Origin of the sequence: Thermopetrobacter sp. TC1, from assembly GCF_000746275.1 — a bacterium.
In the GTDB taxonomy this organism is placed as follows: Bacteria; Pseudomonadota; Alphaproteobacteria; order Rhizobiales; family Aestuariivirgaceae; genus Thermopetrobacter.
In genome coordinates this window covers 858,350-885,165 of sequence record NZ_KN050828.1, presented here as the reverse complement: position 1 = coordinate 885,165, position 26,816 = coordinate 858,350, and the positions used below count along the sequence as shown (strand labels likewise).

Annotated in this window: 21 protein-coding genes; 9 read left to right on the top strand and 12 right to left on the bottom strand. The window is 58.4% G+C overall.

Going from position 1 to position 26,816, the window contains the following annotated elements; genetic code table 11:
• Positions 1-49: 49 nt before the first annotated feature.
• On the top strand, positions 50-2,857 hold the full coding sequence (locus tag EK16_RS07660) for a Stf0 family sulfotransferase (RefSeq protein ID WP_051929072.1): 2,808 nt from the start codon (positions 50-52) through the stop codon (positions 2,855-2,857).
• On the opposite strand, the gene EK16_RS07655 is transcribed toward EK16_RS07660, so the two are convergent.
• The gene (locus EK16_RS07655; RefSeq protein ID WP_038035672.1) at positions 2,849-3,880 is read right to left on the bottom strand and encodes a glycosyltransferase; all 1,032 of its coding nucleotides are present in this window, start codon (positions 3,878-3,880) and stop codon (positions 2,849-2,851) included. The genes EK16_RS07660 and EK16_RS07655 overlap by 9 nt on opposite strands.
• A gap of 415 nt (positions 3,881-4,295) precedes the next feature.
• Between EK16_RS07655 and EK16_RS11930 the strand changes: the two genes are divergently transcribed.
• The 3 genes from EK16_RS11930 (at position 4,296) to EK16_RS07635 (ending at position 8,651) form a co-directional block, all read left to right on the top strand.
• The gene (locus EK16_RS11930; RefSeq protein WP_197059650.1) at positions 4,296-6,725 is read left to right on the top strand and encodes a glycosyltransferase; all 2,430 of its coding nucleotides are present in this window, start codon (positions 4,296-4,298) and stop codon (positions 6,723-6,725) included.
• 216 nt (positions 6,726-6,941) lie between these two features.
• Positions 6,942-7,646, top strand: a complete 705-nt coding sequence (lexA, locus tag EK16_RS07645; protein WP_038035671.1) for a transcriptional repressor LexA — start codon at positions 6,942-6,944, stop codon at positions 7,644-7,646.
• A gap of 492 nt (positions 7,647-8,138) precedes the next feature.
• Entirely contained in the window at positions 8,139-8,651 is a 513-nt protein-coding gene (locus tag EK16_RS07635; RefSeq protein WP_038035665.1) for a single-stranded DNA-binding protein, read from the top strand.
• Positions 8,652-9,012: 361 nt separating this feature from the next.
• Here the strand turns inward: EK16_RS07635 and neuC are convergent, their stop codons facing one another.
• From neuC to EK16_RS07620, 3 genes are read right to left on the bottom strand one after another with little or no spacing between them, the layout of a single operon-like run.
• Positions 9,013-10,200: a UDP-N-acetylglucosamine 2-epimerase gene (neuC, locus tag EK16_RS07630; protein WP_231573635.1), complete on the bottom strand. Its 1,188-nt coding sequence runs from the start codon at positions 10,198-10,200 to the stop codon at positions 9,013-9,015.
• Positions 10,197-11,237, bottom strand: coding sequence for an N-acetylneuraminate synthase family protein (locus tag EK16_RS07625; RefSeq protein WP_051929070.1), 1,041 nt, complete (start codon positions 11,235-11,237; stop codon positions 10,197-10,199). The genes neuC and EK16_RS07625 overlap by 4 nt, the downstream gene beginning before the upstream one ends.
• Before the next feature lie 8 nt (positions 11,238-11,245).
• The gene (locus EK16_RS07620) at positions 11,246-11,968 is read right to left on the bottom strand and encodes an acylneuraminate cytidylyltransferase family protein (protein WP_197059649.1); all 723 of its coding nucleotides are present in this window, start codon (positions 11,966-11,968) and stop codon (positions 11,246-11,248) included.
• Positions 11,969-12,096: 128 nt separating this feature from the next.
• Between EK16_RS07620 and EK16_RS07615 the strand changes: the two genes are divergently transcribed.
• Positions 12,097-13,431, top strand: a complete 1,335-nt coding sequence (locus EK16_RS07615; protein ID WP_038035664.1) for a surface carbohydrate biosynthesis protein — start codon at positions 12,097-12,099, stop codon at positions 13,429-13,431.
• Positions 13,432-13,439: 8 nt separating this feature from the next.
• Complete coding sequence (locus EK16_RS07610; RefSeq protein ID WP_156098521.1) at positions 13,440-14,753, top strand: surface carbohydrate biosynthesis protein; 1,314 nt, start codon at positions 13,440-13,442, stop codon at positions 14,751-14,753.
• Here EK16_RS07610 and EK16_RS11925 read toward each other — a convergent pair.
• On the bottom strand, positions 14,746-15,522 hold the full coding sequence (locus tag EK16_RS11925) for a sulfotransferase family protein (protein ID WP_231573634.1): 777 nt from the start codon (positions 15,520-15,522) through the stop codon (positions 14,746-14,748). The two genes, EK16_RS07610 and EK16_RS11925, sit on opposite strands and share 8 nt — an antisense overlap.
• 181 nt (positions 15,523-15,703) lie before the next feature.
• Between EK16_RS11925 and EK16_RS07600 the strand changes: the two genes are divergently transcribed.
• Both EK16_RS07600 and EK16_RS07595 read left to right on the top strand, forming a co-directional pair.
• Positions 15,704-16,453, top strand: a complete 750-nt coding sequence (locus tag EK16_RS07600) for a phosphatidylserine decarboxylase (RefSeq protein WP_255353324.1) — start codon at positions 15,704-15,706, stop codon at positions 16,451-16,453.
• A 163-nt stretch (positions 16,454-16,616) separates the two neighbouring features.
• Positions 16,617-17,480, top strand: coding sequence for a CDP-alcohol phosphatidyltransferase family protein (locus EK16_RS07595; RefSeq protein ID WP_051929068.1), 864 nt, complete (start codon positions 16,617-16,619; stop codon positions 17,478-17,480).
• Between the two features lie 265 nt (positions 17,481-17,745).
• Here the strand turns inward: EK16_RS07595 and EK16_RS07590 are convergent, their stop codons facing one another.
• From EK16_RS07590 to cysC, 4 genes are all read right to left on the bottom strand, one after another.
• Positions 17,746-19,365 (bottom strand): TRAP transporter large permease, encoded by a 1,620-nt coding sequence (locus EK16_RS07590; RefSeq protein ID WP_038035656.1) that lies wholly within the window; start codon positions 19,363-19,365, stop codon positions 17,746-17,748.
• Positions 19,366-19,391: 26 nt separating this feature from the next.
• The gene (locus EK16_RS07585; RefSeq protein WP_156098520.1) at positions 19,392-19,958 is read right to left on the bottom strand and encodes a TRAP transporter small permease subunit; all 567 of its coding nucleotides are present in this window, start codon (positions 19,956-19,958) and stop codon (positions 19,392-19,394) included.
• Positions 19,959-20,221: 263 nt separating this feature from the next.
• On the bottom strand, positions 20,222-21,313 hold the full coding sequence (locus tag EK16_RS07580; RefSeq protein ID WP_038035654.1) for a TRAP transporter substrate-binding protein: 1,092 nt from the start codon (positions 21,311-21,313) through the stop codon (positions 20,222-20,224).
• 230 nt (positions 21,314-21,543) lie between these two features.
• The gene (cysC, locus tag EK16_RS11535) at positions 21,544-22,482 is read right to left on the bottom strand and encodes an adenylyl-sulfate kinase (protein WP_197059648.1); all 939 of its coding nucleotides are present in this window, start codon (positions 22,480-22,482) and stop codon (positions 21,544-21,546) included.
• On the opposite strand from cysC, the gene EK16_RS12425 reads away from it, so the two are divergent.
• Positions 22,453-23,100: a hypothetical protein gene (locus tag EK16_RS12425; protein WP_197059647.1), complete on the top strand. Its 648-nt coding sequence runs from the start codon at positions 22,453-22,455 to the stop codon at positions 23,098-23,100. The two genes, cysC and EK16_RS12425, sit on opposite strands and share 30 nt — an antisense overlap.
• On the opposite strand, the gene EK16_RS07570 is transcribed toward EK16_RS12425, so the two are convergent.
• From EK16_RS07570 to sfsA, 3 genes are all read right to left on the bottom strand, one after another.
• Complete coding sequence (locus EK16_RS07570; RefSeq protein ID WP_038035651.1) at positions 23,060-24,967, bottom strand: ABCB family ABC transporter ATP-binding protein/permease; 1,908 nt, start codon at positions 24,965-24,967, stop codon at positions 23,060-23,062. The two genes, EK16_RS12425 and EK16_RS07570, sit on opposite strands and share 41 nt — an antisense overlap.
• Positions 24,968-25,074: 107 nt before the next feature.
• Positions 25,075-25,914, bottom strand: a complete 840-nt coding sequence (gene map / locus EK16_RS07565; RefSeq protein ID WP_038035648.1) for a type I methionyl aminopeptidase — start codon at positions 25,912-25,914, stop codon at positions 25,075-25,077.
• On the bottom strand, positions 25,911-26,636 hold the full coding sequence (gene sfsA / locus EK16_RS07560) for a DNA/RNA nuclease SfsA (protein ID WP_038035646.1): 726 nt from the start codon (positions 26,634-26,636) through the stop codon (positions 25,911-25,913). Before sfsA ends, map begins: the two co-directional genes overlap by 4 nt.
• Between the last annotated feature and the right edge of the window lie 180 nt (positions 26,637-26,816).

The following is a 26,816-nucleotide window of genomic DNA, read 5'->3' as shown; positions in this document are numbered from 1 at the left end:
GATAAAGGCTCCATCTGGCCTGAATTCACTTCTTGCAAGCCACAGGAGGTTGCCCGACCCGGCCGGGGCCATCGTTGATATCATCATCCCCGTTTACAACGGCATGGAACATGTCGTCCGCTGTCTTGCCTCCCTTCTTGCTGCCAGATGCAAAACCCCCTTTCGGGTTATCGTCATTGACGATGCCAGCACTGACCGGCAGCTTTCCCGGGTTCTGGATCGCCTCGCCGATCAATTGGGATTCACTTTGCTGCGCAATGAACAAAACCGTGGGTTTGTTCACAGCGCCAATAAAGGCATGCGTTATTCAGCCAATCGCGACGTCGTTCTGCTCAATTCGGATACGGAAGTCTACAATGACTGGCTGGATCGCCTTCGCCAGGCTGCATATCTGAAGGAAAACATTGCCACGGTCACCCCTCTGACCAATAACGGCACAATCCTCAGCTATCCCTGCTATCCGGAGGGTGGCCCCCCTCCCCCCGACATATCCGCCCGGGACCTCGATCGCCTTGCTGCACGATTGTTTTCCGGTCATGTGGTGGAAATCCCGACAGCCGTTGGCTTTTGCATGTATATCCGGCGTGAGGCCCTGCGAAAGACGGGCCTGTTCAATGAAACTGTGTTCGGCCGCGGCTATGGCGAAGAAAATGATTTCTGCCTCCGCGCATCCCGCCTCGGTTTCGTTCATGTTGCTGCACCATTCGTCTTCGTCAGGCACGACGGAGGAGCCTCCTTTGGCGAGGAAAAGAAACGACTGATACGGGAACACCTCAAAATTCTGAACAGAAAATACCCAGGCTACGATGCGCTCATCCGCGATTTCGTGAAACGTGATCCTCTCCGCCCCTGTCGTGAAGTGCTCGATGAGGCCCGCCTGCGCCGTCAGCGCCGGTCTTACAATGTTGTCCTTCTCTCACATTCCCGTGGTGGCGGCACAGAAGTGGCCGCAAAGAAGGACGTCCTTGAACGTATAAAAAGAAACGAAGGCGCATTCAGGCTTTTGCCCGTTCCGGGAGATAAAGGGCGTACGTTGTTGCGATTGGGGCACATGCATACGGGACCGATGCGCAATCTCGGCCCATTCGATCTCCAGGACGGCGGCGACAGACGAAAGCTCGCCTCAATCTTGCGCGAATTGAAAGCAAGGGAACTGATCATTCATCACACGATTGATCTCGGCGCGAATGCGCCAGAGGTTCTGATGCGTTTCAGCGAGGAAGCCTCTCTCCCCTATGTGTTTGCCGTTCATGACTATTTGCCTGTATGTCCCCGGGTCACCCTTACTCTGCCCAAGGGTATTTATTGCGAGGACGGAGAGCGACTGGGCTGCCACATCTGCCTGTGGCGGTACGGCTCGGAATTTGGCCGGCCCCGTATCGAGCGCTGGCGCAAGATGTGGAAGACTTTTCTCCTCAAGGCCGAAGAAGTCCATGTCCCCAACGTGGACGTCATGCGGCGTCTTGAGCACTGGTTTCCGGATGTTCCGGTCTCCTGCTCCCCCAATCACCCGCCGATCACCGGGAAAATCCGCATAAAAAACCCATCCAAAAAGAACGCTCCCATGCGCATCGCCGTTCTCGGCGCCATCGGCTATACGAAAGGCTTTGAGGTCCTGCGCCGCTGCGCACGTTTCATCCGTAAGAAACACCTCCCCATCGAATTGATGGTCATCGGCCACACGCGCCATGACAAGGTCTTGGAAAAGCTGGGAGTCACCATCACCGGCCCGTATGATGACGCAAAACTCCAGACGCTTATCGTGCAGCATCACCCGGATTGCATCTTTCTCCCCTCGGTATGGCCGGAAACCTATAGCTTCACGCTCTCTCACGCCCTGGAAAGCGGCCTTCCCATCGTCACCTTCGACATTGGCGCCATGGCCACCCGCACCCGGGGGCTGGAGCACGCCCTGCATCTCCCGCTTGCTTGGCGCAATGCGCCCGATCGTATCCTGCCAACCGTCATGGAATGGTTGGACGATCTAACCAGCCGGGCAAACGCGCTCAACGGCAAAGCCTTTTCCGAGCCAGCGTGGCAGAAGCCTTTTTCTTTTTTCAGGAAATCTCTCCGGGATGTTCGTGCGGCAGACAGGAGTTATCTGATTTTTTTCACGCCCCGTTCCGGCAGCAGTTATCTCACCGAACTCCTTGCTTCCACAGGCTGCTTTGGCAACCCTCAGGAGTGGTTCAATCCGGCCTGGATGGGCAAGGTCATGCGCAATCTCGGCGCGCCGACACTGCCCGATTATATCCAGGCACTTCTACGTCTTCGAAAAACCGAAAACGGCGTTTTCGGAGCGGAATGCACCATCGAACAAATTGAACGGTTGGGACGGGAAAAGGACTTCATCACCTTCTGGCCCAAAAACCTGACGCCTGTGCTGCTTTATCGTCGCGATATTCTCCTGCAGGCCATTTCTCTCTACAAAGCGACAGAAACCGGAGTGTTTCATATCCGCAAGGACGGAAAGACGCCTTCTCCTCCATCGCCTGAAATACGATCCGTTACATACGATGCCGATCGCATCCGGCATTGGCTCCTCCATATCCTGCACCAGGAGGAGCGACTGCTGCGCTTCATCAAGAGAAACAAACTCACCCCGCATATTCTCGACTATGAACAGCTCGTTACGATCCCGCCCCAGGAAGTGGTTCGGACTTTCGCACGCTGGCTTGACATCGATACAAACTCCTGCAAGCCGGCAATTCCCATGCATTGCAAGGTCGGCAATGAGGAGAATCTGATCTTCCGTGACAGGTTCAAGTCCAAAGAAAAGGATTTTCTGAAACGAATTGCCAAACGGAGAATGGCGCTTTACCGAAGTCTCGGCAGGGACCTTCCGCTTTCATCCTGAGCCTTTCATGTCGGTTTCGGCGATACCGAAAAATTCAAGCCAGAAACGCCGCGCCTTTGCACGTCCATCAAGCCTGCGCGCCAGGTCCGCTCCCTTCATGGCAAGGCGCTGCAAGCGCTCCCTATCGCTGAGCACTTCCATGAGATATTTTTCCGCTGCATCGGCATTCACCGGTATCATTACACCGTTTTCCCCATTTTCAATCACCGAAGAGAAAGGCGGCGTGCGCGTATAGATCCCCGCCGCACCAAAAGCGGCCGTTTCCAGGACCTTGTTCTGCGACCGTGCGGAATTGAAGGCTGTGGCTTGATTGAACACGAGATGGACATGAAAACGTGCACGCTTGAGCATCTGGGCGTATTGGGGCCAGCGCTTGGGCGAGCAGACGATGACTTGCGCATGTTTTTTGAGTTTTTCCGGCGTATGCCGGCCAAGAAAGAGCGTCAGCCGCGCATGGGGCAAGGTGTCGAGTATTCTGCACAAGACAGTTTCATACATGACAAGGTCCGGTAAATGACTCCTCGTCCCGGCAAAAACTAAATTGATGCCCGCCTTTCCCTCCGCCTTATTGGGCAGAAAATGTGCGTGATCATCACAGACATGTACGGCACTGGGCAAAAGCTGCACCAGGCGCTTCCCCCGATATGCACGCAGAATACGTTCGCTCGGGGCGCAAATCGTGTCCACACGCGCAAGAATGTCCGGCAGCACCTCTTCCCGAAAACGTAAAAGCCGCCGTCTGTAGTCTTCCGGCAGCTCCGCTGCATGATCCAGGGAAAAGAGATCATCATCGATGACATAGGCGCATCGCTCAGGTGCGAGGCGCTCCAGCAGCAGAAGTTCCCTCCGTGTCGCATAGCGCAGAATGACGGCCCGACCGTTCCCCATGAATACATAGGGCCCCAGCTGGCGAAGGGGCCCGTGATGCCGGCGCCATCCCCTCTTTCCGATAACATCCACAAGTGGGATGCCGAAATAGAGATCGATTGTCGGAATCCGATCTTTATTCCAGGAAAAAAACACGATACCCCCGTTATCATGAATATCACCACATCTCACAACATATACGAGAATGCGCCTGTCACATCGAGGTCAAATGCCGATCCTTTCGCATTTGCCTGTGCTCCGACTGCGTAAATAACACGCAGGCCGCATGGGCATATGCAACCCGAATGATCGGCGCATTTATGCCGCATATATTCATTTATATATTGACGCGTGCATGCAGTCGTGAATCATGACTTATGCGATAAATTGCCTTTGTCACATGCCTGCCGAGGGGAGAGTGCCTTTCTTCGCGCTGTGACAGAGAAACGCCAAGGGCGTCGACATCCGGGCCTTTAAAGGGGCACCCTTCGGGTTTCTTGCGCCCTATCGGATGTCTTTTCGGGGATACAGGGGGGAGTTCGTGAGTACCGTCAAAGCGTATGCGACACGCATGCACGAGAAGGATCTGTGCATCGCTGAAACTCGCGAAAAATTCAGAACCAGTCCATCATCGTGTTTCGTCAACGGCACTGCCCGGAAAGAGGATGACATACCCTTTCCAAGCCACGAGCAACGTTTTTCAGCCTTGCCGTTTTCGCGACACCACACCACGAAACAGGCACTTCACGAGGCAACCGGAGATATTGACCGGCTGACAGACAACGTATTTCCGCCGCTTCGCCCCGAAGATTTCAAAAACTTTGAAGAGACTCATATGATCAATTTTTCAAATGATATCCCGACAATCTCTCTTGAAACAACAGAAATGCCCTCACAATCCTTACGAAAGGCTTGTTATCCTTCCGCATCATCACAATCGTTGTCATCTTCATCATTCTCCAGAAAAAGAAATCATTCTTTGTCGCGCGGAACACTTCAAGACACCTGGCGCACCCCTCTCCTGCCCTTCTCGGATTGGAGGCAGATGAACGGGCGCGCTTTTTCCCGGGCCGCCTCGTTGCATCTTCATGATGAAGGATCTCGGTCTCACCATTTCCCAGCATCCTTTGTTCCGGATATCGATGGCCTCAGGGCCATGCATCACGCACAATTCTCACATCTTGTCGCAACATTGCGAGACAATCCGCATCTACGTGAGAATGTTTGCCGGACACGCACCATCAATCTTTACGAGAGGAGACACGAGCAGAACACAATCGGCGGAAGTGCAAGAACAGAGAGGATCTGGATCGTCGGCGCTCCATGGGCGCTCAAATTTCTTGATCCACGCACAACCGACACATCCGTTCATGATCCTTATCCCGCCCCTCATGCATCCAACACGCCAAGTTGGCCCGGCCGGATTGTGCGCGTGCCCGGCCCGCTTTTCCTTGCTGCCATTTTTCACGCATGGGGAAAGGATCTCGCGGCAGAGGCCTTGAGCGTTCTGAGAACACGTTTCCCTCAGCTCACGGCGGAACGAACGCTCAGCCCGCAACAAAAGCGGCTTTGCCTTTTCCTGGGCATCCCTTTTCTTGCCTTAAGCCTGATCGCCCCTGTGACAACCTGGCTTGCGGCAAGTGCCTTGGCCACCATCATTTTCGCCTTTGTGATACTCACCCGCCTTTTGGGCCTGCGTACACGGCAACGCCGCCCTCTGCGCATCCCGCTTTCTGATGCGGCTTTGCCCGTCTACACCGTTCTCGTCCCGCTCTATCGGGAAACCGCAGTCATCGATCAGCTCCTTGCCGCCTTGTCCGCGCTTGATTATCCGCGGGACAAGCTGGATGCCAAACTCGTCATTGAGGCAAGCGACCAATCCATGATCGAGGCCTTGCAAAGGCGCATCCTTCCGCCATGGCTTGAAGTAATCACAGTGCCGGACATCGGCCCACGCACAAAGCCCAAGGCCCTGACCTATGCCCTGCAGTTCGCTCGGGGGGATTATGTGACCGTCTTTGATGCAGAAGACATTCCCGATCCGCGCCAGTTGCGCCTGGCGGCGGAAACTTTCGCTGCCGCGCCTGCATCCGTGGCCTGTCTGCAGGCCCGCCTGGGCTGGTATAATGCCCAGGAATCCTTTTTCAGCCGCATGCTGGCCCTGGATTATGCTGCACATTTCGAGGTCATCCTGCCCTGGCTCTCAACACACGGCTGGCCCCTCCCACTGGGCGGCACGTCCAATCATTTCCGAGTCGAGGCGTTGAAGACGGCAGGCGGCTGGGACCCCTGTAATGTCACCGAAGATGCCGATCTCGGCCTGCGTCTGGCGCGATTTGGCTGGCGTGCCTTGATGTTACCTTCTTACACCATGGAAGAAGCCTGCATTTCATGGCGCGCATGGAAGGCGCAACGCGCCCGCTGGCTGAAAGGCTGGTTGCAGACCTGGCTGGTTCACACGCGCGCACTTGGACAGCTGCGCAAGCAGGGCGGCCTGGGTGCCTGCTTCGTTCTGCATGGCATCATAGGCGCCGGGGTCCTCTCTGCCCTGCTGCATCCCATCTGTCTTGCCGTTCTCGTATGTTCCGCCCTGCATGATGGCGCTCTCACGCTCAACCCGCAGCATCCATTCACTCTGTTCGCCCTGATTGTGCTGGCCGGTGGCTATGGCCTTGGCATCATCACGGCCGCGGTCGGCCTTCACCGAAGTGGGCAGCGGCATCTCACCCCCTGGCTCGCTCTCCTGCCCGTCTACTGGCTGATGATTTCCGCCGCGGCCTGGCTCGCCGTATGGGATCTCCTGCGTCGTCCTCATCACTGGCGCAAGACGACACACGGTCTCTCCCGCCATAGCCGTGCCAGAAATCGCGCGCTTGCCGGGCTGTGGGCCCGTGATTATCGGAATCGTCTGCACCCAACACCACAAACGCATCCGGCCTCTCAGAGGCCAACCGGTAATTCGCAAAACAGCCCCGCGTCCCCACCCAAGCACCTCGGTTAAGCATAATATCGGGTGGCCTAAGTGGGGGCGCGGGGCGGTGGGTGGTATGAAGATTCGGCGAAAGGCGAATTTTCGTTTGGACTCTCAGGAAAAAACGTGGGCATTTTTCTCCCATGCTTTCTCCTTGGAAGAATGTTTCACCATCACTATAAAAACGATTGCAGAACGCATCTCGAACGTGTATAGTCACCTCGATCAAGGATCGAGGAGGGGCTCATGCTTACGGCCAAGCAATATGAACTTTTGCTGTTCATCCATCAGCGGATGAAGGAGACGGGCATTCCACCATCATATGATGAAATGAAGGAAGCGCTGGGGCTGCGCTCCAAGTCCGGCATTCACCGGCTGATCACCGCGCTTGAGGAGCGCGGGTTTATCCGCCGCCTGCCGCACCGGGCGAGAGCGCTTGAGATCATCCGCCTGCCGGAGGCCATGACGCCACGCATCGCCAGCCCCCGGCCAATGGGCTTCACCCCCACCGTTATCGAGGGCGATGGCGGCGCGCAGGAGAAAAAGAGCAGCGCTCTTGCCGAGATGAAGGCCCAGGTCATTCCCGTCATGGGGCGGATTGCCGCCGGTGTTCCCATTTCGGCCATTCAGGATCACACGCATGACGTGACCGTTCCGCCCGAGATGCTGGGGCCGGGAGAACATTTTGCCCTGGAGGTGCGCGGCGATTCCATGATCGAGGCCGGCATTCTCGATGGCGACACCGTCATCATCCGCCGCACCGATGTCGCCCACAACGGCGATATCGTTGTTGCTCTCATCGACAATGAGGAAGCCACGCTCAAGCGCCTGCGGCGCAAGGGGGGCTCCATTGCTCTGGAGGCGGCCAACCCCGCTTATGAAACCCGCATCTTTGGGCCGGATCGCGTCAAGATCCAGGGGCGCCTCGTTGGCCTTCTGCGCCGGTACTGAAGGGCAAAATGGTGGCCCCTTATGGCGAAACCTCTCTTTGAGAGGAGCGAAACCATAGCATTGGATCGTTGGCCGACAAGGTAAGGAAGGGTGAAAGAAGCATCGCGTGTGCCAAACGCTAGCCCTGAAAGGGGGCGATTACGGGAACGGCCATAAAGGATCGGTGTTGGCAGCAATTGATGGGTGAAGGCGTGACATGTTATGGCCTCACGGCCGTCTTCTCAGAAGGCCCCCCTTTCTTGATCAGCGGTTTGAAGGTGCGCACGCTCTGCGTGAGGGCGGGGTTTTGCACAGGGAGATCGCAACAATGATTGACGCCTGCGCGCCATCCGTGCCTTTTTCCTGAACGGCCCGCTTTTTTTGCAGCCACCCGCGCGGGCGGCGGATCGATGCGGAACAAAACCAGCGCGCGGGCGCTCATCGCGGGAAGGGCAAGCAGTGGCGCATGTCAATGGCAGGCGGCCACAATATGGATGCAAAAGGACAAAAGCCATGGCAGGCTCAGTGAACAAGGTCATTCTCATTGGCAATCTGGGCGCTGATCCCGAAGTGCGCCACACGCAGGATGGGCGGCCGGTGGTCAACCTGCGCATTGCCACCACGGAAAGCTGGCGCGACAGGACAACCGGCGAGAAACGCGAGCGCACGGAATGGCACCGCGTGGTCATTTTCAATGAAGGCCTTGCCCGTGTTGCCGAGCAGTATCTGCGCAAGGGCTCCAAGGTCTACATCGAGGGCCAGCTGCAGACCCGCAAGTGGACCGATCAGAACGGCATAGAACGCTATACCACCGAAGTGGTTCTGCAAGGGTTCAACTGCGCGCTGACCATGCTGGATTCCCGCGCCGCCGCCTCCGCCCCCGGCATGGCTGCGGGCATGGCCGCCCCGGCAGCCGCACAGGGCTTCAGCGAACCGATGGCACCCGGCGTGGATGATCGCGCCCAGCCGCAAGCAGCGGAAAGCCCGTCTTTCGCCCGGGATCTCGACGACGATGTGCCCTTCTGATCCTTGGTGGCGGAAATGCACAAATGAATGCCGCTGATAGAATGAGCGATGTGACACACGATACAAAACCGCTGATTTCCTCGTCACCTCGCGGATCAGTCAGGGCCTTGAGCCGTAAACTCATGCGCTTGTTGCCTGAAATACCGCCCAATCTACGGTATGACATTGTGCACGTCATGTAATGGCAAGGCAAGTGAATTGGCGACGTAACTGATTGACTTACAATATAAAAATAACGCCCTCTCAGGCGAACAAGGCAGGATGAAGGTCTAATGCCCCGTGGTTTCGCGCTTGTCCTCGGTCGCGCCTGAAGACGCACCAGCAACACATGACATGCGCGGCCAACCTTCCCCGGCTTCATTCAGCCTTTCAAGACGCGGGCGTCCTTCAGCTCCAGAGGCGCTGTGGCCAGCACCTCGGCGATGCGTTCTCCCGCATGGCCGTCGCCATAGATCATCGAGGCCGGATAGGGCCCATGCGCCATCTGCTTTTCGATCGCCGCGCGAATGGCTGCCGCATCATGCGGCACGTCAATGACATTCGGCCCGCGCTCGCGTGAGACCTGCCGGTGCCCGATGTTCACGGCCGGCACACCAAGAAAGGCGCACTCTCGGATCGCTACCGAGGAATTGCCGACAATCCCCCTCGAGTTGACCAGAACCCTGTAAAACACTTCCGGCGGCAGATTGCGGAAAAAGTGCACCTTCGGCAAAAGCCCTCGCTCGCGCCAGACACGCAAGGCCTTGGATGTGGCATCCGAGCCCGCATCCACATTCGGCCAGAACCACAGCGCCGGAACATCCAGCGCCGAGACTGCCTTCAGCGTCTCCTCCGCCTGGGAATAGGCCTGGTCATATTCCGTGGTTACCGGATGCTGCATCACCACAATATAGGGCCCATGAATGTCAAAGGTCGGCCCCGCGCCGCCATACCGGTCGAAAAAATCCTTCGGCAGGCGTGGATCTTGAGTCGCCCGCGCCGCAAGATCTATGGAGGGACAGCCCGTCAGGTATACCGTATCCGGGTGCTCCCCCATGCTGATCACGAAATCCGCCGCGCCTTTGGAGGCCACCAGATGCAGATCGGAAAGTTTCGTTACGGCATGGCGCACCCTATCGTCGATGTTGCCGGTCACCTCACCGCCCTGAATGTGTGCCAGGGGGATGTTCATGTAGCTGGCGGCGATGGCCGTGGCGATGGTCTCGAAGCGATCGGCGATGGTCACCACAACATCGGGTTTCAGGTTATCCAGCGCCGTAGCCGTTTCAGTGAGGCCAATGGCGGTGGATTTCGCCTGTGTCACTAGGTTTTCACCTTCCAGAATCGAATGAATGCGCCAGTTGATGGTAAAGCCATCCGCCTCCATCACACGCACCACCTCGCCATAGCGATGCAGCAGGGTGGAGGCCACGGCGATGATCTGCAGCTCAACGTCTCCCCGCGCCTTCAGGGCTTCAAGAGCCGTGCGCACCCGCGCATAGGACGGCCGCGCGGTAACCACCACGCAGACCTTGCGCTTCTCCTTCCCCATCTCCTGCCCCGCGCTCATGCAATGTCATCCTCTTTCAGCGGTGTTAACGCCGGCACATCGTGCTTCAGCTTCCGCCCCAATACGCGGAAATAGTCGCTGGCCGGCAGCCCCGTGCCCGGCTTGCGCGCAATCAGCACATCTTCCGTGATCTCTTCGCCCGCCTTCATGTCCCGCTTCAACATGAGGCTTTTCATGAAGGTTGCGCGCATTCGCGCCATGTCCTCCTTCAGCGCCGCCTTGTTAAGCGGGTTTGCGCGCATCGCCTCCACAAAGCGCACACCGCGCACCAGCTCGGCCATCTCCTCCACCGTCAGCGAGGCCACGACATCCGGCCCAAAGGCGCGGCGCGACAGCGTCAGATGCACCTCAATCACCTTCGCCCCTTCCCATGCGGCAATCAAACCGGGAAAAATCGTGGCGGAATGATCGGAAAGCCCCACCGTCGTGCTGAAGCGCTCCGCCAGATCGCACATGACATTGATGCCCACCTTCTCAGGTGGTGTGGGATAGCTGGAGGTGCACTGCATCAGACACAGGGGCGGATTGCCATGGTCCCGGATGAGCCGGACCGCCTGCCCGATTTCCTCAAGATCGCTCATGCCGGAGGAGAGCAGGATGGGAATGCCATCGCGGCACATCTCGATGAGCATGGGCACGTTGGTCACCTCGCCCGAAGCCACCTTCCACGCCGCCACCCCGCCAATGGCACGCAACAACTCCACCGCTTCCATGCTGAAGGGCGAGGAGAGAAAGGCCAGCCCCTTGTCTTCCGCGTGCCGCTTCAGGCCCGCCCATTGTTCCGGCGTGAACTCCATGCGTTTCCAGTAATCGTAGCGGGTCTCGTCCTGCGGCGAGAATTTCACCCGCCAGGGCTCCCCCGGCGTGCTTTCGGCATCGGCGATGTGTGTTTGGAATTTCACCGCGTCCACACCAGCCTCGGCGGCTGCATCGATCATGGCATGGGCAAAGCCCAGCGAGCCGTCATGCGCTTGCGCAATCTCGGCGATGATGGCGCACCGCGCCTCTGGTGATGGGTGTGCAAGCCAGTGCCACATGAAAGGTCTCAGCCCCGTTCGATGAAGCCCGCCAGAGGATCGCCACGCTCGGCGATGAGGCGTTCGGCCAGACGGAAATCCTCTTCGGTATCGATGCTGACGACCTCTTCGTCAACCACGATCGCGCGCGCCCGCCTTCCATGGATGGAATGCGTCCTGAGAAATGCCGGCACGCGCACGGCATAGGCCAGCCCATTGCGGATAAAGGTGGGATAGAGGCTTTGGCGATTCACATTGGGGCTGGCCTCGGGCATAACGAAATGCGCCGCGCCCGATTCATCCAGACGGAATTGCTTGAGTGCGTGATAGGGTTTCGGCACTTCCGAAACGGTGAAAGCCGCATCCCACCCCTCCGCTTCCGCCGCCAGCACGGTTTCGCGCACGATCTCAGGCGTGCGCAAGGGGGAAGTCGGTTCAAGCAGCGCCAGGGTATCGAAATGCTCACCCCGATGTGCGAATTCATCAAGAGTATGGCGCATGGCATCCGCCACCAGCGCCGTGTCGGAAGCCAGTTCTGGCGGGCGCAGCCATGGCACATCGGCGCCAAAGCGTTCGGCCTCTGCGGCATAGTCCGCACTGTCAGTGGAAACAAAAATGCGATCGAACAGCCCCGTGGCCCGTGCCGTCAAAACCGCCCGCGCCAGCAGACTGACACCATTGATGGCCCGGAGATTTTTCCCCGGCACGCCCTTGGATCCGGCCCGCGCCGGAATGATCGCCAATCGTTTCATGTTCCGACCGCCAACACCTGAACTGCCCCCAAAAGGCCGTCTGCACCTTGTGCCTTGTATTGGCAGGAAAGCCGCAATACAAGGCCGCATGCGGCCTGTCACCGAAAACGTCTTTCAGGAGCCTCTCCATGCTGATCGCGCCCAAGGGCCATGTTCTCTATCTGCCGGTGGAAACGGCAGCACGGGAGCTCGACGCCAAGCTCCTTCTCGCCCTGCATGCGGCAAGGCGAGGCTTCCGCGTGATCCTCGGCAGCCACACGATCCTGAACATGAACCTGCACAGGCTGCCGACGGGGATCTACCTTTTGCAGTCCTTCAACCGCCCGCGCCGGCGCATCGCCGGCATCCTCTCGCGCCTTGGCCATAGGATTGAGGCATGGGACGAAGAAGGTTTGGTCTGGCTGAATGAAGACGTTTACGCAACCCGCCGCATCGACCATGAAGTGCTTGCCCATGTTTCCCGCATATACGCCTGGGGCGAGCAACAGGCCGAAGCCCTGCGCAAGGCCGGGGTTAAAAACGACCTGGCCCTTACAGGCAACCCTCGCGCCGACCTGTTGCGCTCCCCATTGCTCGCCTTGCAGAACCAGGAAGCCGAAGCGCTGCGGAAGCGTTATGGCGACTTCATCCTCGTCAACTCGAATTTCGGCTGGCTCAACTATGCACTGGCCAGGGAAACCTTCGATCGTCGCGAACACCTGCAAGCCATAGCCAAACGATCCGGCCATCCCCTCGCCTATCTTGAGTTTCGCCAGCAGGTCTTTGAAACCTTTCTCAAACTCATTCCTGCCCTGGCGCACGCCTTTCCGGAGAGAACGATCGTGCTCCGCCCGCATCCTTCGGAAAGCCCCAAGGTCTGGCAGGAGGCCTTCGCGAAACTCCCGAACGTTCTGGTTCATTACGACAGCCATCTTCTTGCCTGGCTGTCGGCTTCCTCCTGCCTCATCCACAACAATTGCACCACGGCGGTGGAATATGCGATCATGGGGCGTGCTCCCATTTCCTTCGATGCCGTGCGCGCCCCCGAATGGGAAAGCCCCCAGCCCGGAGGCGTCAGCATCTCCGCACCCGACATCGATTCCGTCATCGACCTTATCCGCAATCCGCCACGACTGGACAGTGCGCGCCTTGCAGCCCTCGATCACATGCTGACACCACCGCCACCCGGAAGCTCAAGCGCCGAACAAATCGCCCTCCGGCTTTCCGAAAAGCGCATTCCGGCCGCGAAACCCGCCTGGAGCGGACGCTTGCGGGCCTTCCTGCGCGCATTCGAGAAGCGTCTTGCCGCCCAAACCCCCCGCTCTTCCAGCAATCCCGCCTATGTCTCGAGGAAAGTGCCGGACCTGACGACCACCGCCCTGCAGGAAAGAATCACCACCATGCACAAGCTGCAGAACTTGCCGGACCCGGCGCCGGCGGTGCATAAGGTATTGCCACATGTTTATCTTGTTGAAGGCGTATAGTGTATCAGATGCCGGAAAAGGTCCTCATCCTCCCCATCGACATCAAGAGCCGGGAATTCGATGCGCGCCTGCTGCATGCTTTGGTCGCGCTTGAACGGGGATGGACGGTCATCACCGGATCGAAGACGCTCATCAACCGAGCCATCTGGCGCCTGCCCCGGGGGGTTTATCTCTTCTCCACCATGGCTCAGGGGCGGCTCTTTCTCGCCAGAATGCTGAAGAAGATGGGCTACGCCACCATCGGCTGGGATGAGGAAGGACTGGTTTATGCCGATCGCGATCTTTACCTCGCTCAGCGGATCTCGGTAGAGACCATGCGCCTCATGGACAGTGTTCACGCCTGGGGGCAGGCCCATGCGGAGGATTTGAGAGAGGTGGCCATGGCCGCCGGACATGAAGTGAAGGTCAGCGGCAACCCGCGCCTGGATCTCCTCAAGCCCCGCCTCCGCCCGCTTTATGCCAAGGAGACCGAACGCATAAAATCCCGTTTCGGGAATTTCCTGCTGGTCGCCACCAATTTCTCATGGGCCAATCCCCATGTCATTACCGAGGACAAGACCCGGGATGCCGACCGTTTCCGGGCCGAGGGCGCACAAAGCTACATCGCCTATCAGCGCCGCATGAAGCAGGCGTTCATCGACGCCCTCGATGTCATTGCGCCCAAGGTGGACCTCCGCATCATTGTGCGTCCGCATCCCGTGGAGAACATGCAGGCATGGACGGATCTGGCGCAGCGGCATGAAAATATCCTCATCGAACGCAGCGGCGCCATCATTCCCTGGATCCTTGCCTCCAACGCCCTGCTCCACAGCAATTCCACCACAGGCGTGGAGGCCCGCCTTCTCGATAAACCCGCTATCGCCTTTGTGCCCTTTTCCGCTCCCCGACACGAAAGCCCGCTGCCAAACGGCGTTTCGATCCGGGTCACTACCGCCCAGGAGCTTCTTGATATTGTCCTGTCTATCCAGAACGGCGACATTCCCGATACCCAGGAGCAGGACGCCCTACTTGCCCGCTATGTACATATGCAGGATGATCTGTGCGCTTACACTTTCGTAAAAGAGGCAGAACGACTCTGGCAGACACCGCCGCCCGCCTCGGCACTTACGCCTCTTCTGCGCATGCATCTCTTCCTGCGCCATGGCGTAAAGTCTCTCAGATACAATCACCCGCGAGACATACACCGCAGAAACATTTATCCCGATACCTCTCTTTCTGAGATCGAAAAACGAATGGATGAAATCGCACGAGCAGCTAGAATTGATGCTAAATATGACATCAATGTAATTGGCAAAAATATATATAAATTATACCCTAAATAGAACACAATTCTATATCAAGTGGATATGAAAAATAAATAAAATCGTTTATATATAATCTTCTTACCAATTCAATTTCATCAGTTCCATAATATTTCTTGACTTTTTCCAGAGCCCCTGTCGCATGCGTTCTTTCTTCTTTTGATATGATATCATTTAAATTTACATCATTATAAATTCTTTTCACAACTGCCGGCAAATGATCATTGATATGCTCCAACCTGCCAATGAAATGATATCGTATCCGGTCAGGTCGCAAAAAATGAAATTGTGGCGCCCAATGCGGATTCAGATGCAGCTTTTGAGGCGAGGTCAGGGCCTGGAGAAATTCTCGGAAAGACACATCTGCATTTTCTTTAAAACCGAGCTTTTTGAGATATCTGTTTCTTTTCTTGCCGTGAACAATCTTTTCAAGATAGCTTGAAAGAATTCGAGTATAGGGATTCCTTACGAAAGTAAACCTGTAGAATTCATCTGATTCAAAAAGCGTTTTCAGATCGACACCAAGCTTGATAAAGCCCACGAGAGGAGAATCCTCCTTCTGAAGATAACCCTGCGGATCAGGCAGCCCCAGCGACCTGCTTTCGGCAATTTGAAGAAGGATCTTTAATTTTGAGCTCGCTACTTTTGGCGTGCAGAAATAGATGAACTTGTTTCTCTGTGAACAATGGGTGAGATAATCGAGCTTCTTGGCAGGATATCGCGTATATTTTTTCAACTTCACCGCCAGTATAAGTTTATCTGCAGAAAAGGTCATCGTGACACCATCCAACACCAAATCCTGCTCAAGATATCATAAACGCACAGCATGCTCACTCTGGCCTCGCCCTAGAAAGCCGCCGGGAAATTTTGGAAATTGCTGCACGACCGTTCATCCAATGCCTTTTATAAGGATTATTCCATCCCGACACTCTTGGCCAGAAGCCAGTTGACCGGGAGCCATTTTTTCGCTCTTGTGGCTAAAAGATCAAGCCGAAAGAGCTTTCAATACAAAAGAGAGCACCATGTGGAAGACCATCCGGTCCGTTTTCGCGCCCGTGCATCCGGAAGGCTACCCCTTCCTTGCCATCTTCGCCGTTGCAACCATTCTCGCCGGTTTTTTTCTGCCGGATGTCTTCTTCTGGGTTGGCGTGATCCTCACTGCCTGGTGCGCCTATTTCTTCCGCGATCCCGTGCGCACCACGCCTGTTCGTGAAGGACTTGTCATCGCGCCGGCCGATGGGCGCGTTTCCGACATCCGCGAGCTCACCCCGCCACCGGAGCTGGATCTGGATGAAGAAAAGCGCGTGCGCGTTTCCATCTTCATGAATGTCTTCGATGTTCATGTGAATCGCGCGCCCGTGGACGGCCGCATCACCGCCATCACCTATATCCCCGGCAAGTTCCTCAACGCCGAGCTTGACAAGGCCAGCACCGATAACGAACGTCAGGCCTTCGTCATTGAAATGGAGGATGGAAAGAAAATCGGCATGGTGCAGATCGCCGGCCTGGTGGCCCGGCGCATCGTGCGCTTTGTAGAGCGTGATGATGTTGTTCTTGCCGGGCAGCGCATCGGGCTCATTCGCTTTGGCTCGCGGGTGGATGTCTGGCTGCCGCCGAGAGTGAAACCCAGCGTGCTTGTGGGACAGAGGGCGATTGCCGGCGAAACCGTCATTGCCGATCTGTCCTGCACCTTGCCGCCGCCTCAGCCGCGCCGCTCCTGACCGCAGTGGCATCTTTTCCCGGATTTTGCGGTTTCATGCTATCCTTCTGGCTTCAGACATAAGTCCGGCATGAATCTTGCCGCATGTTGGCATTGATATCGCCCTCGCAGCCGGCAGCAGAGAGACCTGTTTCTCTCTGAAACAGCGAAATGGAAACACGCCGATGTCCACGCCCTTCAGACTTCACAGGAGTGATCGCCACCGTCAGAAGGAAAGGCGCCTTGAGCGGTTAAAGCGCATTCCGGTGCGTATCCTGTTGCCCAATCTGGTTACCCTTCTGGCCGTCTCCTCCGGTGTCACCGCCATCCGGCTTGGCATGGAAGGCCGCTTTCAGCTGGCCGTCGGCGCCGTCATCCTCGCCACCGTGCTTGATGCCATGGATGGCCGGCTGGCCCGGCTGCTCAAGGGCACGTCACGCTTTGGCGCGGAGCTCGATTCCCTGGCCGATTTCGTCAATTTCGGTGTCACGCCTGCCATTCTCATTTATCTCTGGTCGCTGAACGCGCTTGGCAATCTTGGCTGGATTGCCGCGCTGGCGCTGGCCATTGCCTGCGCTCTGCGTCTTGCCCGCTTCAACGTCATGCTGGACGATCCGGACATGCCGGCCTGGAAGAAGGGCTTTTTCGTCGGCATTCCCGCGCCCGCCGGCGCATTGCTTGCCATTTCTCCCATGTATCTGGGCTTTCTTGGCCTGTTTGCCGATGGGCACATGCTGGCGCCTTACGTGTTGCCCTGGGTTGTGCTCGTTGCCTTGGGCATGATCTCGCGCCTGCCCACCTTTTCCGGCAAGACCATGGGCAGCCGCATTCCGCGCGAGTGGGTGATCCCTCTGCTGGCCGGGCTTGTCTTTGCGCTGGCCATGCTGATCGCCTATCCATGGCACACCATGCTGATTGCCACCGCGGCCTATGTCATATCCCTTCCCTATGCCGTGCGCTCCTGGAAGCGCCATGAAAAGGCCCAGGCCACAGCGGCCGATGAAGCGGCAACCAAAGAGAACCGCCCGCATCAGGCCGACGCGGCTTAGAACCCAACCGAAAATTCATCAAGCCCACCCGCGTCCCCACCCAAACACCTCGGTTAGGCAAAATATCGGGTGGCCTAAATGGGGGCGCGGGGCGGTGGGCGGTATGAAAATCCGGCGAAAGGTGAATTTTCGTTTGGACTCACAAGGAAATGCATGAACGTTTCCACAAGACCAGGCATTGAAAAACCGCCTCCTCTGACCCGGGAGGCGGTTTTCTTGTTTGTTTAAAGCCCTGAGAGGCGCAAGCGTTACGCCACGCCTTGCTTTATTTCTCATACAGCACGGACGGCAGCCATGTGGCAACATCCGGCCAGAACCAGAGAATGATCAGGGCCAGAACCTGAATGATCACGAAGGGTATGACGCCTTTGTAGATATGGGCCGTTGTCACCTGCGGCGGCGCCACACCGCGCAGATAGAACAGGGCGAAGCCAAAGGGCGGCGTCAGGAACGAGGTCTGCAGGTTGATGCCCATCATAACCCCCAGCCACACCGGGCTCATCGTCTCGCCCGGCGCCACCTCCATCATCAGCAGAATGGGCGCGACAATGGGCACGACGATGAAGATGATCTCCAGAAAATCGAGGAAGAAGCCCATGATGAACATCACGCCCATCACCAACGTCAGCGCCGCGATGGTACCACCGGGCAGATTTTGCAGGAATTCCTCGATGTAAATGTCGCCTTCAAAGCCACGGAACACCAGCGAGAACATGCCGGCGCCGACAAGGATGACGAAAACCATGGACGAGATCTGCACCGTGGAGCGCCCCACCGAGGCCAGAACGGATGTGCCGTCCTCATCCTTGGCCTGGATCGTGCGCCAGATGGCGATGGCGATACCGATGACCACAATGACGGAGAGAGCAAGGGCCACGGCAATGGCAATCTTGTCCGAAAGCGGAATCACATCACGCTGCATGCGCAGATCGAAAAACAGCGTGATGATGAACAGGGCGAAAAAGGCCGCGCCCGCCGCCAGGATCCAGCGCGCCTTGTCCGGTGCGATCTTGTAACCGGCCAGCATGATGGCGCCCACCGCGCCCACGGCGGCCGCTTCCGTTGGCGAAGCCAGCCCCGCCAGAATGGAACCAAGCACGGCGACGATGAGAATGAGCGGCGCAAACAGCGTGCGCAGGAGCATCAGGAGAAACTCGCGCCGGTTCTGTATGCCCAGCTCGTCCCGCGGCACCGGCGGCGCCTCATCCGGCTTGGTGAGCGAGAAGAAGAACTGATAGACCAGATACATGCCCACCAGCATCAGACCGGGCAGCAAGGCACCGGCGAACAGGTCGTTCACCGAAACGGTGTCAGGCGCAAAATTGCCCATCTTGAACTGGGCGTTCTGAAAGGCGATGGAGAGCTGATCTCCCAGCAGCACCAGCACGATGGAGGGCGGAATGATCTGGCCCAGCGTGCCGGAAGCGCAGATGGTGCCGCAGGCGAAGGGGATGTTGTAATTGCGCCGGATCATCGTCGGCAGGGAAAGCAGCCCCATGGTCACCACCGTGGCGCCGACAATACCGGTGGACGCAGCGAGCAGGGCACCCACAACCGTAACCGAATAGGCAAGACCGCCGGAGAAGGAACCAAAGGCGCGGCCCATGTTGTCCAGAAGCTCCTCGGCCACCTTGGAGCGCTCCAGCATCACGCCCATGAACACGAACAGCGGCACCGCCACCAGCACCTCCGAACTCATGATGGTGAAGATGCGCTGCGGAAAGGCGGTGAGGATGGAAAGATCGAAGATGCCAAGAAGATCGCCGAGGAAGGCAAAGCCCAGGGCCGTTCCCGCCAGGGTGAACGCCACCGGATACCCCAGCAGCAACAGCCCCACCGCCGTGATGAACATGAGAACGACCATCAGGCCGTTGGAGATGTCCATGGTCCCCACTCCCGCTCAACGGACGTTCAGGATTTCTGCTCCGCGGCGCCGTCGTGGCCGGCGATGACCTCGCGTTCCTTTTCGACGACCTCCGGCGGCGGATTCTTCAGGTTGCGCCATGTCTTGTAGAGAAGAGAAAGCGCCTGCAGGAACAGAAGGATGGCAAAGATCCAGATAACCGTCTTGTAGGCCCAGATCAGCGGCAGGCCGGAGACTTCCGTGGAGCCTTCCCACACCTTCCAGGAATTGATCACGTAATCCCAGGAAAGCCACAGGGTGGCGATGGTCACCGGCATGAGAAGAAGGATGGTGCCGAGAAGGTCCACCCAGGCCTTGTAGCGCGGGCTGGCCTCGCCATAGATGATGTCCACGCGCACGTGCCCGTTGTGCAAAAGCGTATAGCCGGCGCCGATCATGAAGAGGATGCCATGCATGTACCAGATGGATTCCTGCATGGCGATATTGCCGATGGCGAAGACGTAGCGCATCACCACCACGATGAACTGCACCAGCACCATGACGAGCGCCACCCAGGCCAGACCATGACCGATCTTCTCATTCAGCCGGTCGATGAAGTTCACCAGTGTCTGCATCGTTCTTCAACCCCGGGGGATCCTCTGCGCCTGACCTTGCAGGAACACACGACCAGAAGCAGGCCTCAATCCGCTTCTTCTACGCCAGACCAGCCGTGAATGACCTGCCGGCGCCGCCGCGGTTTCGCTCCTGCCGGTTTCATCGCCTTCTTGTTCGGGCAAGCATGCCGCATGCAGGAAGCACGCACAATGACGGGAAGCAATCAGCCAAACGAATGAAGAAGGGAGCCGGACAAAAAGGTTTCCGGCTCCCTTCCCGTGGATCACCAGCCCGCGAGCTTGCGCTTCTGCGCATAGGCCACGTCGGAAATCTCATTCCAGCCCGTGACCTCCTTGCGGAACTTCATGAAGCTCTCGAAGACCTTCTTGGCCATCGGCGAGGATGCGGCCGCCTCCTCCAGCACTTCCTTGGAAGCCTTGCCGAAAGCCTTGAAGATCTCGTCGGAGAACACGTGCAGCTTCACGCCATGCTTCTCGATCAGCGTGCGCAGGGCCGCACCGTTGTTCGCGTTGTACTCCGCAAGGTTGTAGGAGTTCTCGGCCTGGGCACAGTTGATGAACAGCTGCTTGTCGGAATCGGACAGGCTGTCCCAGAACTTCTTGGAAATACCAAGCGACAGGGTGGAACCCGGCTCATGGAAGCCCGGATAGTAATAATGCTTGGTCACCTTGTAGAAGCCGAAGGCCAGATCGTTCCACGGGCCCACCCACTCGGTGGCGTCAATGGTGCCGGACTGCAGCGCCGGCATGATCTCGGCACCGGCCAGTGTCAGCGCCGTGGCGCCAATCTTGTTGAGCACCTCGCCGCCAAGGCCCGGCATGCGCATCTTCAGACCTTTGAGGTCCTCGATGGTCTTCACTTCCTTGCGGAACCAGCCACCCATCTGCACACCGGTGTTGCCGCACGGCAGGGCCTTCACGCCGAAACCGGCCGACAGTTCATCCCAGAGCCTCTGCGCACCGCCGAAATACAGCCAGGCGTTCATCTCCGTGGCCGTGAAGCCAAAGGGCACGGAGGTGAAGAAGGCAAAGGCGTTGTCCTTGCCGCGATAGTAATACTCGGCGGAATGATAGAGCTCGGCCGTGCCTTCCTGCACCGCATCCAGGCACTTGAGCGGATGCACCAGCTCACCGCCGGCATAGACGCGCACCTTGAAACGGCCGTCGGATGCGGCTTCGATGCGCCTGGCGAAACGGGCGGCCGCCGTACCAAGACCGGGGAAGTTCTTCGGCCAGGACGTGACCATTTTCAGCTGCTTCTTGCCGGAAGCAATGGCCGGCGCGGCGAGCGTGCCAGCCGCAGCCGCCGCCGTGGCGCCAAGACCGGCTGCCTTGATGAACTTGCGACGATCCATATCCCTCTCTCCCTGATGTTGTTGTGGCACCCGGGCAGGCGAAGCGCCCGGTGATGGCGAGGATGGAACCTCCGACGGAAATTAAGCGTTGTGCACGCTTGGCAGGCTCCGTCGGCACCACCCGGTCTTTCAGCGAATGCCGAAAGGGGAACCGGACGGTATGGGCTACTAAAAACCATTCCCTTTCGCCATTCAAGGAGGAAATCGCCCCCGCCCCCTTCACACCTGCATCATGAGGATGCCGCGGAAAGATGACCCCGTGCACGCAGAAGATTCAGGATGGTTTCCGCCGCCTCTTCCGGCGTCATGCTGCCGCCATCAATCGAAAGATCAGGGGAAGCCGGCTTTTCGAAGGGAGAATCGATGCCGGTGAAATTGCGAATGAGTCCTTCCCGTGCCTTGCGATAAAGCCCTTTGGGATCCCGCGCCTCACAGACTTCAAGCGGCGTGTCGATGAAGATTTCGTAGAACTCCCCTGGTCCGAACCGGCGGCGGGCGTTGCGTCTGTCTTCCTCGAAAGGCGAAATCAGCGAGACGATCACGATCAGGCCCGCATCCACCATCAATCGCGCCACTTCCGCCACCCGGCGAATGTTCTCGACACGATCCTCCTTGGTAAAGCCCAGATCCTTGCACAACCCGTGGCGAACATTGTCACCATCCAGAACGAAGGCATGATGCCCCAAATCATGCAGCATCCTGTCCACCGTCGCCGCGATGGTGGATTTGCCCGCGCCCGACAGCCCCGTGAACCAGAGAACACAGGGTTTCTGCCCCTTTTGCCGTGCTCTGTCGCTGGCAGAAATCTTGAGCGCCTGCCAGCGGATATTGCTGGCACGGCGCAGGGCATGCTTGATATAGCCATGCCCCACATGGCCGCTCCCATCCCCTTCAAGAAGGGTGATGTGCGCGAACGCCGAATGTCTGCGCGCAGGCAGAAAGGTGATGGTCCGATCCGTGGCGAGCTTGCAATAGCCGACCTCGCCACGTCCGATTCCCTTTGCCGCCCGTGGCTGCAAACCGGGAGGAGACCACGCCTTGCCAACCTCGAGAACTTCCGCGTTTGCCTCCATACCGCTGGCATTCACCAGGCGGACACGCCGCCCCGGGATCATGTTCTCGTCTCCCAGCCAGTACACATGAACCGCAAACTGATCCGATTCCTCCAAGGGATCCGCCTGATCCGGGGCATTCACGATTCCTTCAAACAAGGCTGTCAGCGCCCGTTTTTCCGAGAATGTCCCTTCAGGAGCATCTCCATCCCCCTCACCAAGGGCTTGCATGGGAAAGACGAAAAGCTCCGGTGCGAGTTCTTTCAGTCCTTCCAGATCGCTTTGAATCTCCTGTTGGATGTCTCGACAGATGGATGTACCGCTTTCAGGATCCCGGATTCCATCAATCAGGCAAAACAAATGCCGCAGCCCGCACAGACCAGCGAGAAAAGCGCTCCACCGTGCGCGTGCTTCCACCCCCAGCCGGGCATCCAGGGCCAGAACAGCCGCTTTGGCCGGTTTTTCGAAGAATGCCGCGTTGATGTCATCGAGAGCATGAAAGCTCACATCCACAACATCATCGCTCCCCATTCCTTCAAGGAAGGAGCGCACCTTTTTGCCAGCGCGCGCGGCGTGGGACCAGAGAATGATAGTCATGATCGATCAAGGCCTCTCTTGCCTCTTTCCCCCATAGCCAAGGAAGCCAGGCATCGCGCCGCGGGCCACCCTTTCCGGCCCTGCATCGATTCGCCTTTCAAATTTTCCGGCTCTGCCCACCACCATCCATGTTGGTGATCAGACCGTTTTCCTCGGCCACCTCGCGCAGCTTTTCACGAGCGGCATCGGCTTCCTGCTGGCGCCGCCACATGCGGGCATAAACACCGCCCTTTTCAAGAAGGGCGGCATGCGTGCCGCGCTCAACGATACGCCCGTCCACCAGCACCAGAATTTCATCAGCATCGGCGATAGTGGACAACCTGTGCGCGATGACCAGAGTACTGCGATTTTCCGAGACAAGATTCAACTCTCTTTGGATCTCGCGCTCCGTCATGGTGTCGAGCGCCGAGGTTGCCTCATCGAGCACGAGGATGGGCGGATCCTTCAGGATCGTGCGTGCAATCGCCACCCGCTGCTTTTCGCCACCGGAGAGTTTCAGCCCCCGTTCACCCACCAGCGTGTCGTATTTCTTCGGCAGACTCATGACGAAGTCATGGATCTGTGCGGCCTTGGCCGCCTCGATCATGTCCTCGTCGCTGGCATCGATGCGGCCATAGCGGATGTTGTAGCCGATGGTGTCGTTGAACAGCACCGTATCCTGCGGCACAATCCCGATTGCCCGCCGCACCGAGGCCTGGGTCACCTCGCGGATGTCCTGCCCATCGATCAGGATGCGCCCTTTCGTCGGATCGTAGAAACGGAACAGAAGGCGCGAAATGGTGCTCTTGCCTGCGCCGGAAGGGCCGACCAGGGCCACCTTCTTGCCCGGCGGCACCACGAAACTGACGCCCTTGAGAATCTCCCGCTCCGGATCATAGGAAAAGTGCACATCCTCGAAACGCACTTCTCCCGCGGTCACTTCAAGGTCCGGCGCCCCCGGGCGATCAACGATCTCCGGCGGCTGGTGCAGAAGCTCGAACATGGCCTCGATGTCGATGAGCCCCTGCTTGATCTCGCGATAGACAGACCCCAGGAAGTTCAGCGGGATCGAGAGCTGAATCAGCAGGGCGTTGACCATGACGAAATCGCCCACGCTCGCCCGCCCTGCCTCCACATCCTTCGCCGCTAGGATCATCAGAGCGGTCAGCCCCAGCGAAAAGATGAAGGCCTGACCGAAGTTGAGAAAGGCCAGGGATTTGGAAGTGGTCACCGCCATCTTCTCATAGCGGGCCATGGCCGCATCATGGCGCCTGGCCTCGTGCTCCTCGTTGTTGAAATATTTGACCGTTTCGTAATTGAGCAGGGAATCCACCGCCTTGCCGGAGGCTTCCTGATCGGCGGCGTTCATTTCTCGGCGGATGCGTGTGCGCCATTCCGTCACCGAATAGGTGAAGGCCACATAGGCCGTAATCGTGATCAGCACCACAAGCGCATAGCGCCAGTCAAAACGCTGCAGCATCACCGCCAGCACCAGCAGGATTTCCAGCGCCGTCGGAAAGGAACTGAACAGGGCAAACCGCAGGATGACCTCGATACCGCGCGTGCCGCGTTCGATCACCCGGGAGAGCGCGCCGGTATGCCGTTCAAGGTGAAACCGCAGGCTTAACCTGTGCAGATGCCTGAATGCGATATCGGCGATGCGCCGCACCGCCCCTTGCGAGACTTCGGCAAACAGCCAGTCGCGCAGCTGCGTGAAGCCCACCATGAGAATGCGCCCCACGCCATAGGCGATGACCAGAAACACCGGCACCGCCCACAGGCTGGCGCGCTCCTTGCCGCCGTGGGTCAAGGCATCCACGGCGTATTTGTAGGCGAAGGGCACAAGCACGGTGATCACCTTGGCCAGCATCAGCGAGGCCAGCGCCAGAATGACGCGCATGCGCACATCCCACCGCCCCGGCGGCCACAGATAGGGCGCCAGTTCCTTCAGCGTCTTCAGCTGGGAAAAGCCAACCTTGCGGCGGGCATCCTCCGGCAGGGCCGTGGTGGAAGCGCGTCTGCTCATGCCTGCCCCTTCGTTCTCAACCGCTCCCCTTCAAGAAAAACATCATGCCGCCCCGGGGCTGCACACAAGCCTTCATGCCCGGCAAGCCCGTTTGCATGACCATCCGCTCAAGATTCGGGCACATAGGGCGGGCGATGCAATCCCTTCGGGGAGAGCGTGAAGATCTCGCAGCCGTCCTCCGTGATGCCGATGGTGTGCTCGAACTGCGCGGAGAGGGAGCGATCGCGGGTGACGGCCGTCCAGCCATCCTTGAGGATCTTCACCTGCGGGCGGCCGAGATTGAGCATCGGCTCGATGGTGAAGAACATGCCGGGCTTCAGTTCATATCCGGTGCCGGGCCGGCCATAGTGCAGGATGTTGGGCGCGTCATGAAACAGCTGCCCCAGGCCATGTCCGCAGAAGTCCCGAACCACCGAACAGCGGTTTTCCTCAGCATAGGTCTGGATGGCGTGGCCGATGTCGCCGGTGGTCGCGCCCGGGCGCGCCGCGGCAATCCCGCGCATCATCGCTTCATAGGTGACATCGATAAGCCGCTGCGCCTTGCGCGAAATGGCACCCACCGGATACATGCGCGAGGAATCGCCGTGCCAGCCGTCGAGAATGACGGTGACGTCGATATTGACGATGTCGCCTTCCTTCAGGCGCTTTTCCCCAGGGATGCCGTGACAGACCACATGGTTGACCGAGGTGCAGATGCTCTTGGGAAAGCCGCGGTAATACAACGGCGCCGGCACACCGCCATGATCGACGATGAATTCGTGCGCCAGCCTGTCCAGCTCCTCCGTGCTCACACCGGGGCGCACGTGTTCCACCAGCATGTCCAGCGTCTCCGCGGCCAGGCGCCCGGCGCGGCGCATGCCCTCGAAGGCTTCCTCGCCCCACAGCTTGATCTGGCCGGTATTGGCAAGTGGCGCGCTCTCCCCGGCGATGTAGCGTGCTCTGTTCATGAATGCTCCAGTGGTATGACCCTGTTGGCAACGATCTGGCCGGGGTCGATGCAGCAGGCGAGACAGACCGTCTCCATGCCGGCCGCAGTCGCCCGTTTCCAGGCTTCCATATAAGCGGGATCGATGTCCGCCGCCAGAGCGCAGGCTTCTGCATCGGTGCGCTGCACCATGTAGATCATCATGGCGCGCGCCTTACCCGCCCTGGCGATCCGTTCCAGCTCGCGCAAATGCTTCGCCCCCCGCGCTGTCACCGCATCGGGAAACTCCGCAAGACCGGGGCGGCGCGACAACGTGACATTCTTCACCTCTATATAAATTGGCGGCGCCTCCTTCGGCTGAACGAGGAGATCGATGCGGGAATTCTCCTCGCCATACCGCACCTCGCAGCGGATTTCGCCATCCGCCGGAATGGAAGGCACGATGCCGGCTTTAATCGCCTCTGCCGCCAGTGCGTTGGGCAGGGATGTGTTGAGACCAACCAGGGCATGCCCCGCCGGCCCCGCCACTTCCACCAGCTCCCAGCGATAGCGGTATTTCCGCCTCGGATCATCGGAAACGGAAAGCCAGACGCGATTGCCCGCATCCAGAAGCCCCATCATGGAGCCGGTATTCGGCGTGGAGGCCGTGACCTGCTCGCCCGTATCCTCCAGGATGACATCGGCGAGAAAACGCTTGTAGCGGCGCACGAGCCGCCCGGGCACCATGGGCTTCGGCAGTTTCATGATCCGATTTGTCCGTTGCTGGCCAAAACGACTGCCTTCTCCTTATGCGCCCGGTGCCTTTTCTGGCAAGGCGTCTTGCCGCCCGCCGGATATCCGGCTTCCTCATCCCTTGCCGCAACAGCGTTAACAACCGGCAAGCGCCCCCGCAAAAATAAATGGCAAATTTACTTTGTCTTTTGA

Coding starts and splice junctions, on each gene's coding strand:
- EK16_RS11930 (WP_197059650.1), top strand. CDS start 4,296: ATGCACGAGAAGGATCTGTGCATCGCTGAAACTCGCGAAAAATTCAGA.
- lexA (WP_038035671.1), top strand. CDS start 6,942: ATGCTTACGGCCAAGCAATATGAACTTTTGCTGTTCATCCATCAGCGG.
- EK16_RS07635 (WP_038035665.1), top strand. CDS start 8,139: ATGGCAGGCTCAGTGAACAAGGTCATTCTCATTGGCAATCTGGGCGCT.
- neuC (WP_231573635.1), bottom strand. CDS start 10,200: ATGAGCGCGGGGCAGGAGATGGGGAAGGAGAAGCGCAAGGTCTGCGTG.
- EK16_RS07625 (WP_051929070.1), bottom strand. CDS start 11,237: ATGTGGCACTGGCTTGCACACCCATCACCAGAGGCGCGGTGCGCCATC.
- EK16_RS07620 (WP_197059649.1), bottom strand. CDS start 11,968: ATGAAACGATTGGCGATCATTCCGGCGCGGGCCGGATCCAAGGGCGTG.
- EK16_RS07615 (WP_038035664.1), top strand. CDS start 12,097: ATGCTGATCGCGCCCAAGGGCCATGTTCTCTATCTGCCGGTGGAAACG.
- EK16_RS07610 (WP_156098521.1), top strand. CDS start 13,440: ATGCCGGAAAAGGTCCTCATCCTCCCCATCGACATCAAGAGCCGGGAA.
- EK16_RS07595 (WP_051929068.1), top strand. CDS start 16,617: ATGTCCACGCCCTTCAGACTTCACAGGAGTGATCGCCACCGTCAGAAG.
- EK16_RS07590 (WP_038035656.1), bottom strand. CDS start 19,365: ATGGACATCTCCAACGGCCTGATGGTCGTTCTCATGTTCATCACGGCG.
- EK16_RS07585 (WP_156098520.1), bottom strand. CDS start 19,958: ATGCAGACACTGGTGAACTTCATCGACCGGCTGAATGAGAAGATCGGT.
- EK16_RS07580 (WP_038035654.1), bottom strand. CDS start 21,313: ATGGATCGTCGCAAGTTCATCAAGGCAGCCGGTCTTGGCGCCACGGCG.
- EK16_RS12425 (WP_197059647.1), top strand. CDS start 22,453: ATGAACCGCAAACTGATCCGATTCCTCCAAGGGATCCGCCTGATCCGG.
- EK16_RS07570 (WP_038035651.1), bottom strand. CDS start 24,967: ATGAGCAGACGCGCTTCCACCACGGCCCTGCCGGAGGATGCCCGCCGC.
- map (WP_038035648.1), bottom strand. CDS start 25,914: ATGAACAGAGCACGCTACATCGCCGGGGAGAGCGCGCCACTTGCCAAT.
- sfsA (WP_038035646.1), bottom strand. CDS start 26,636: ATGAAACTGCCGAAGCCCATGGTGCCCGGGCGGCTCGTGCGCCGCTAC.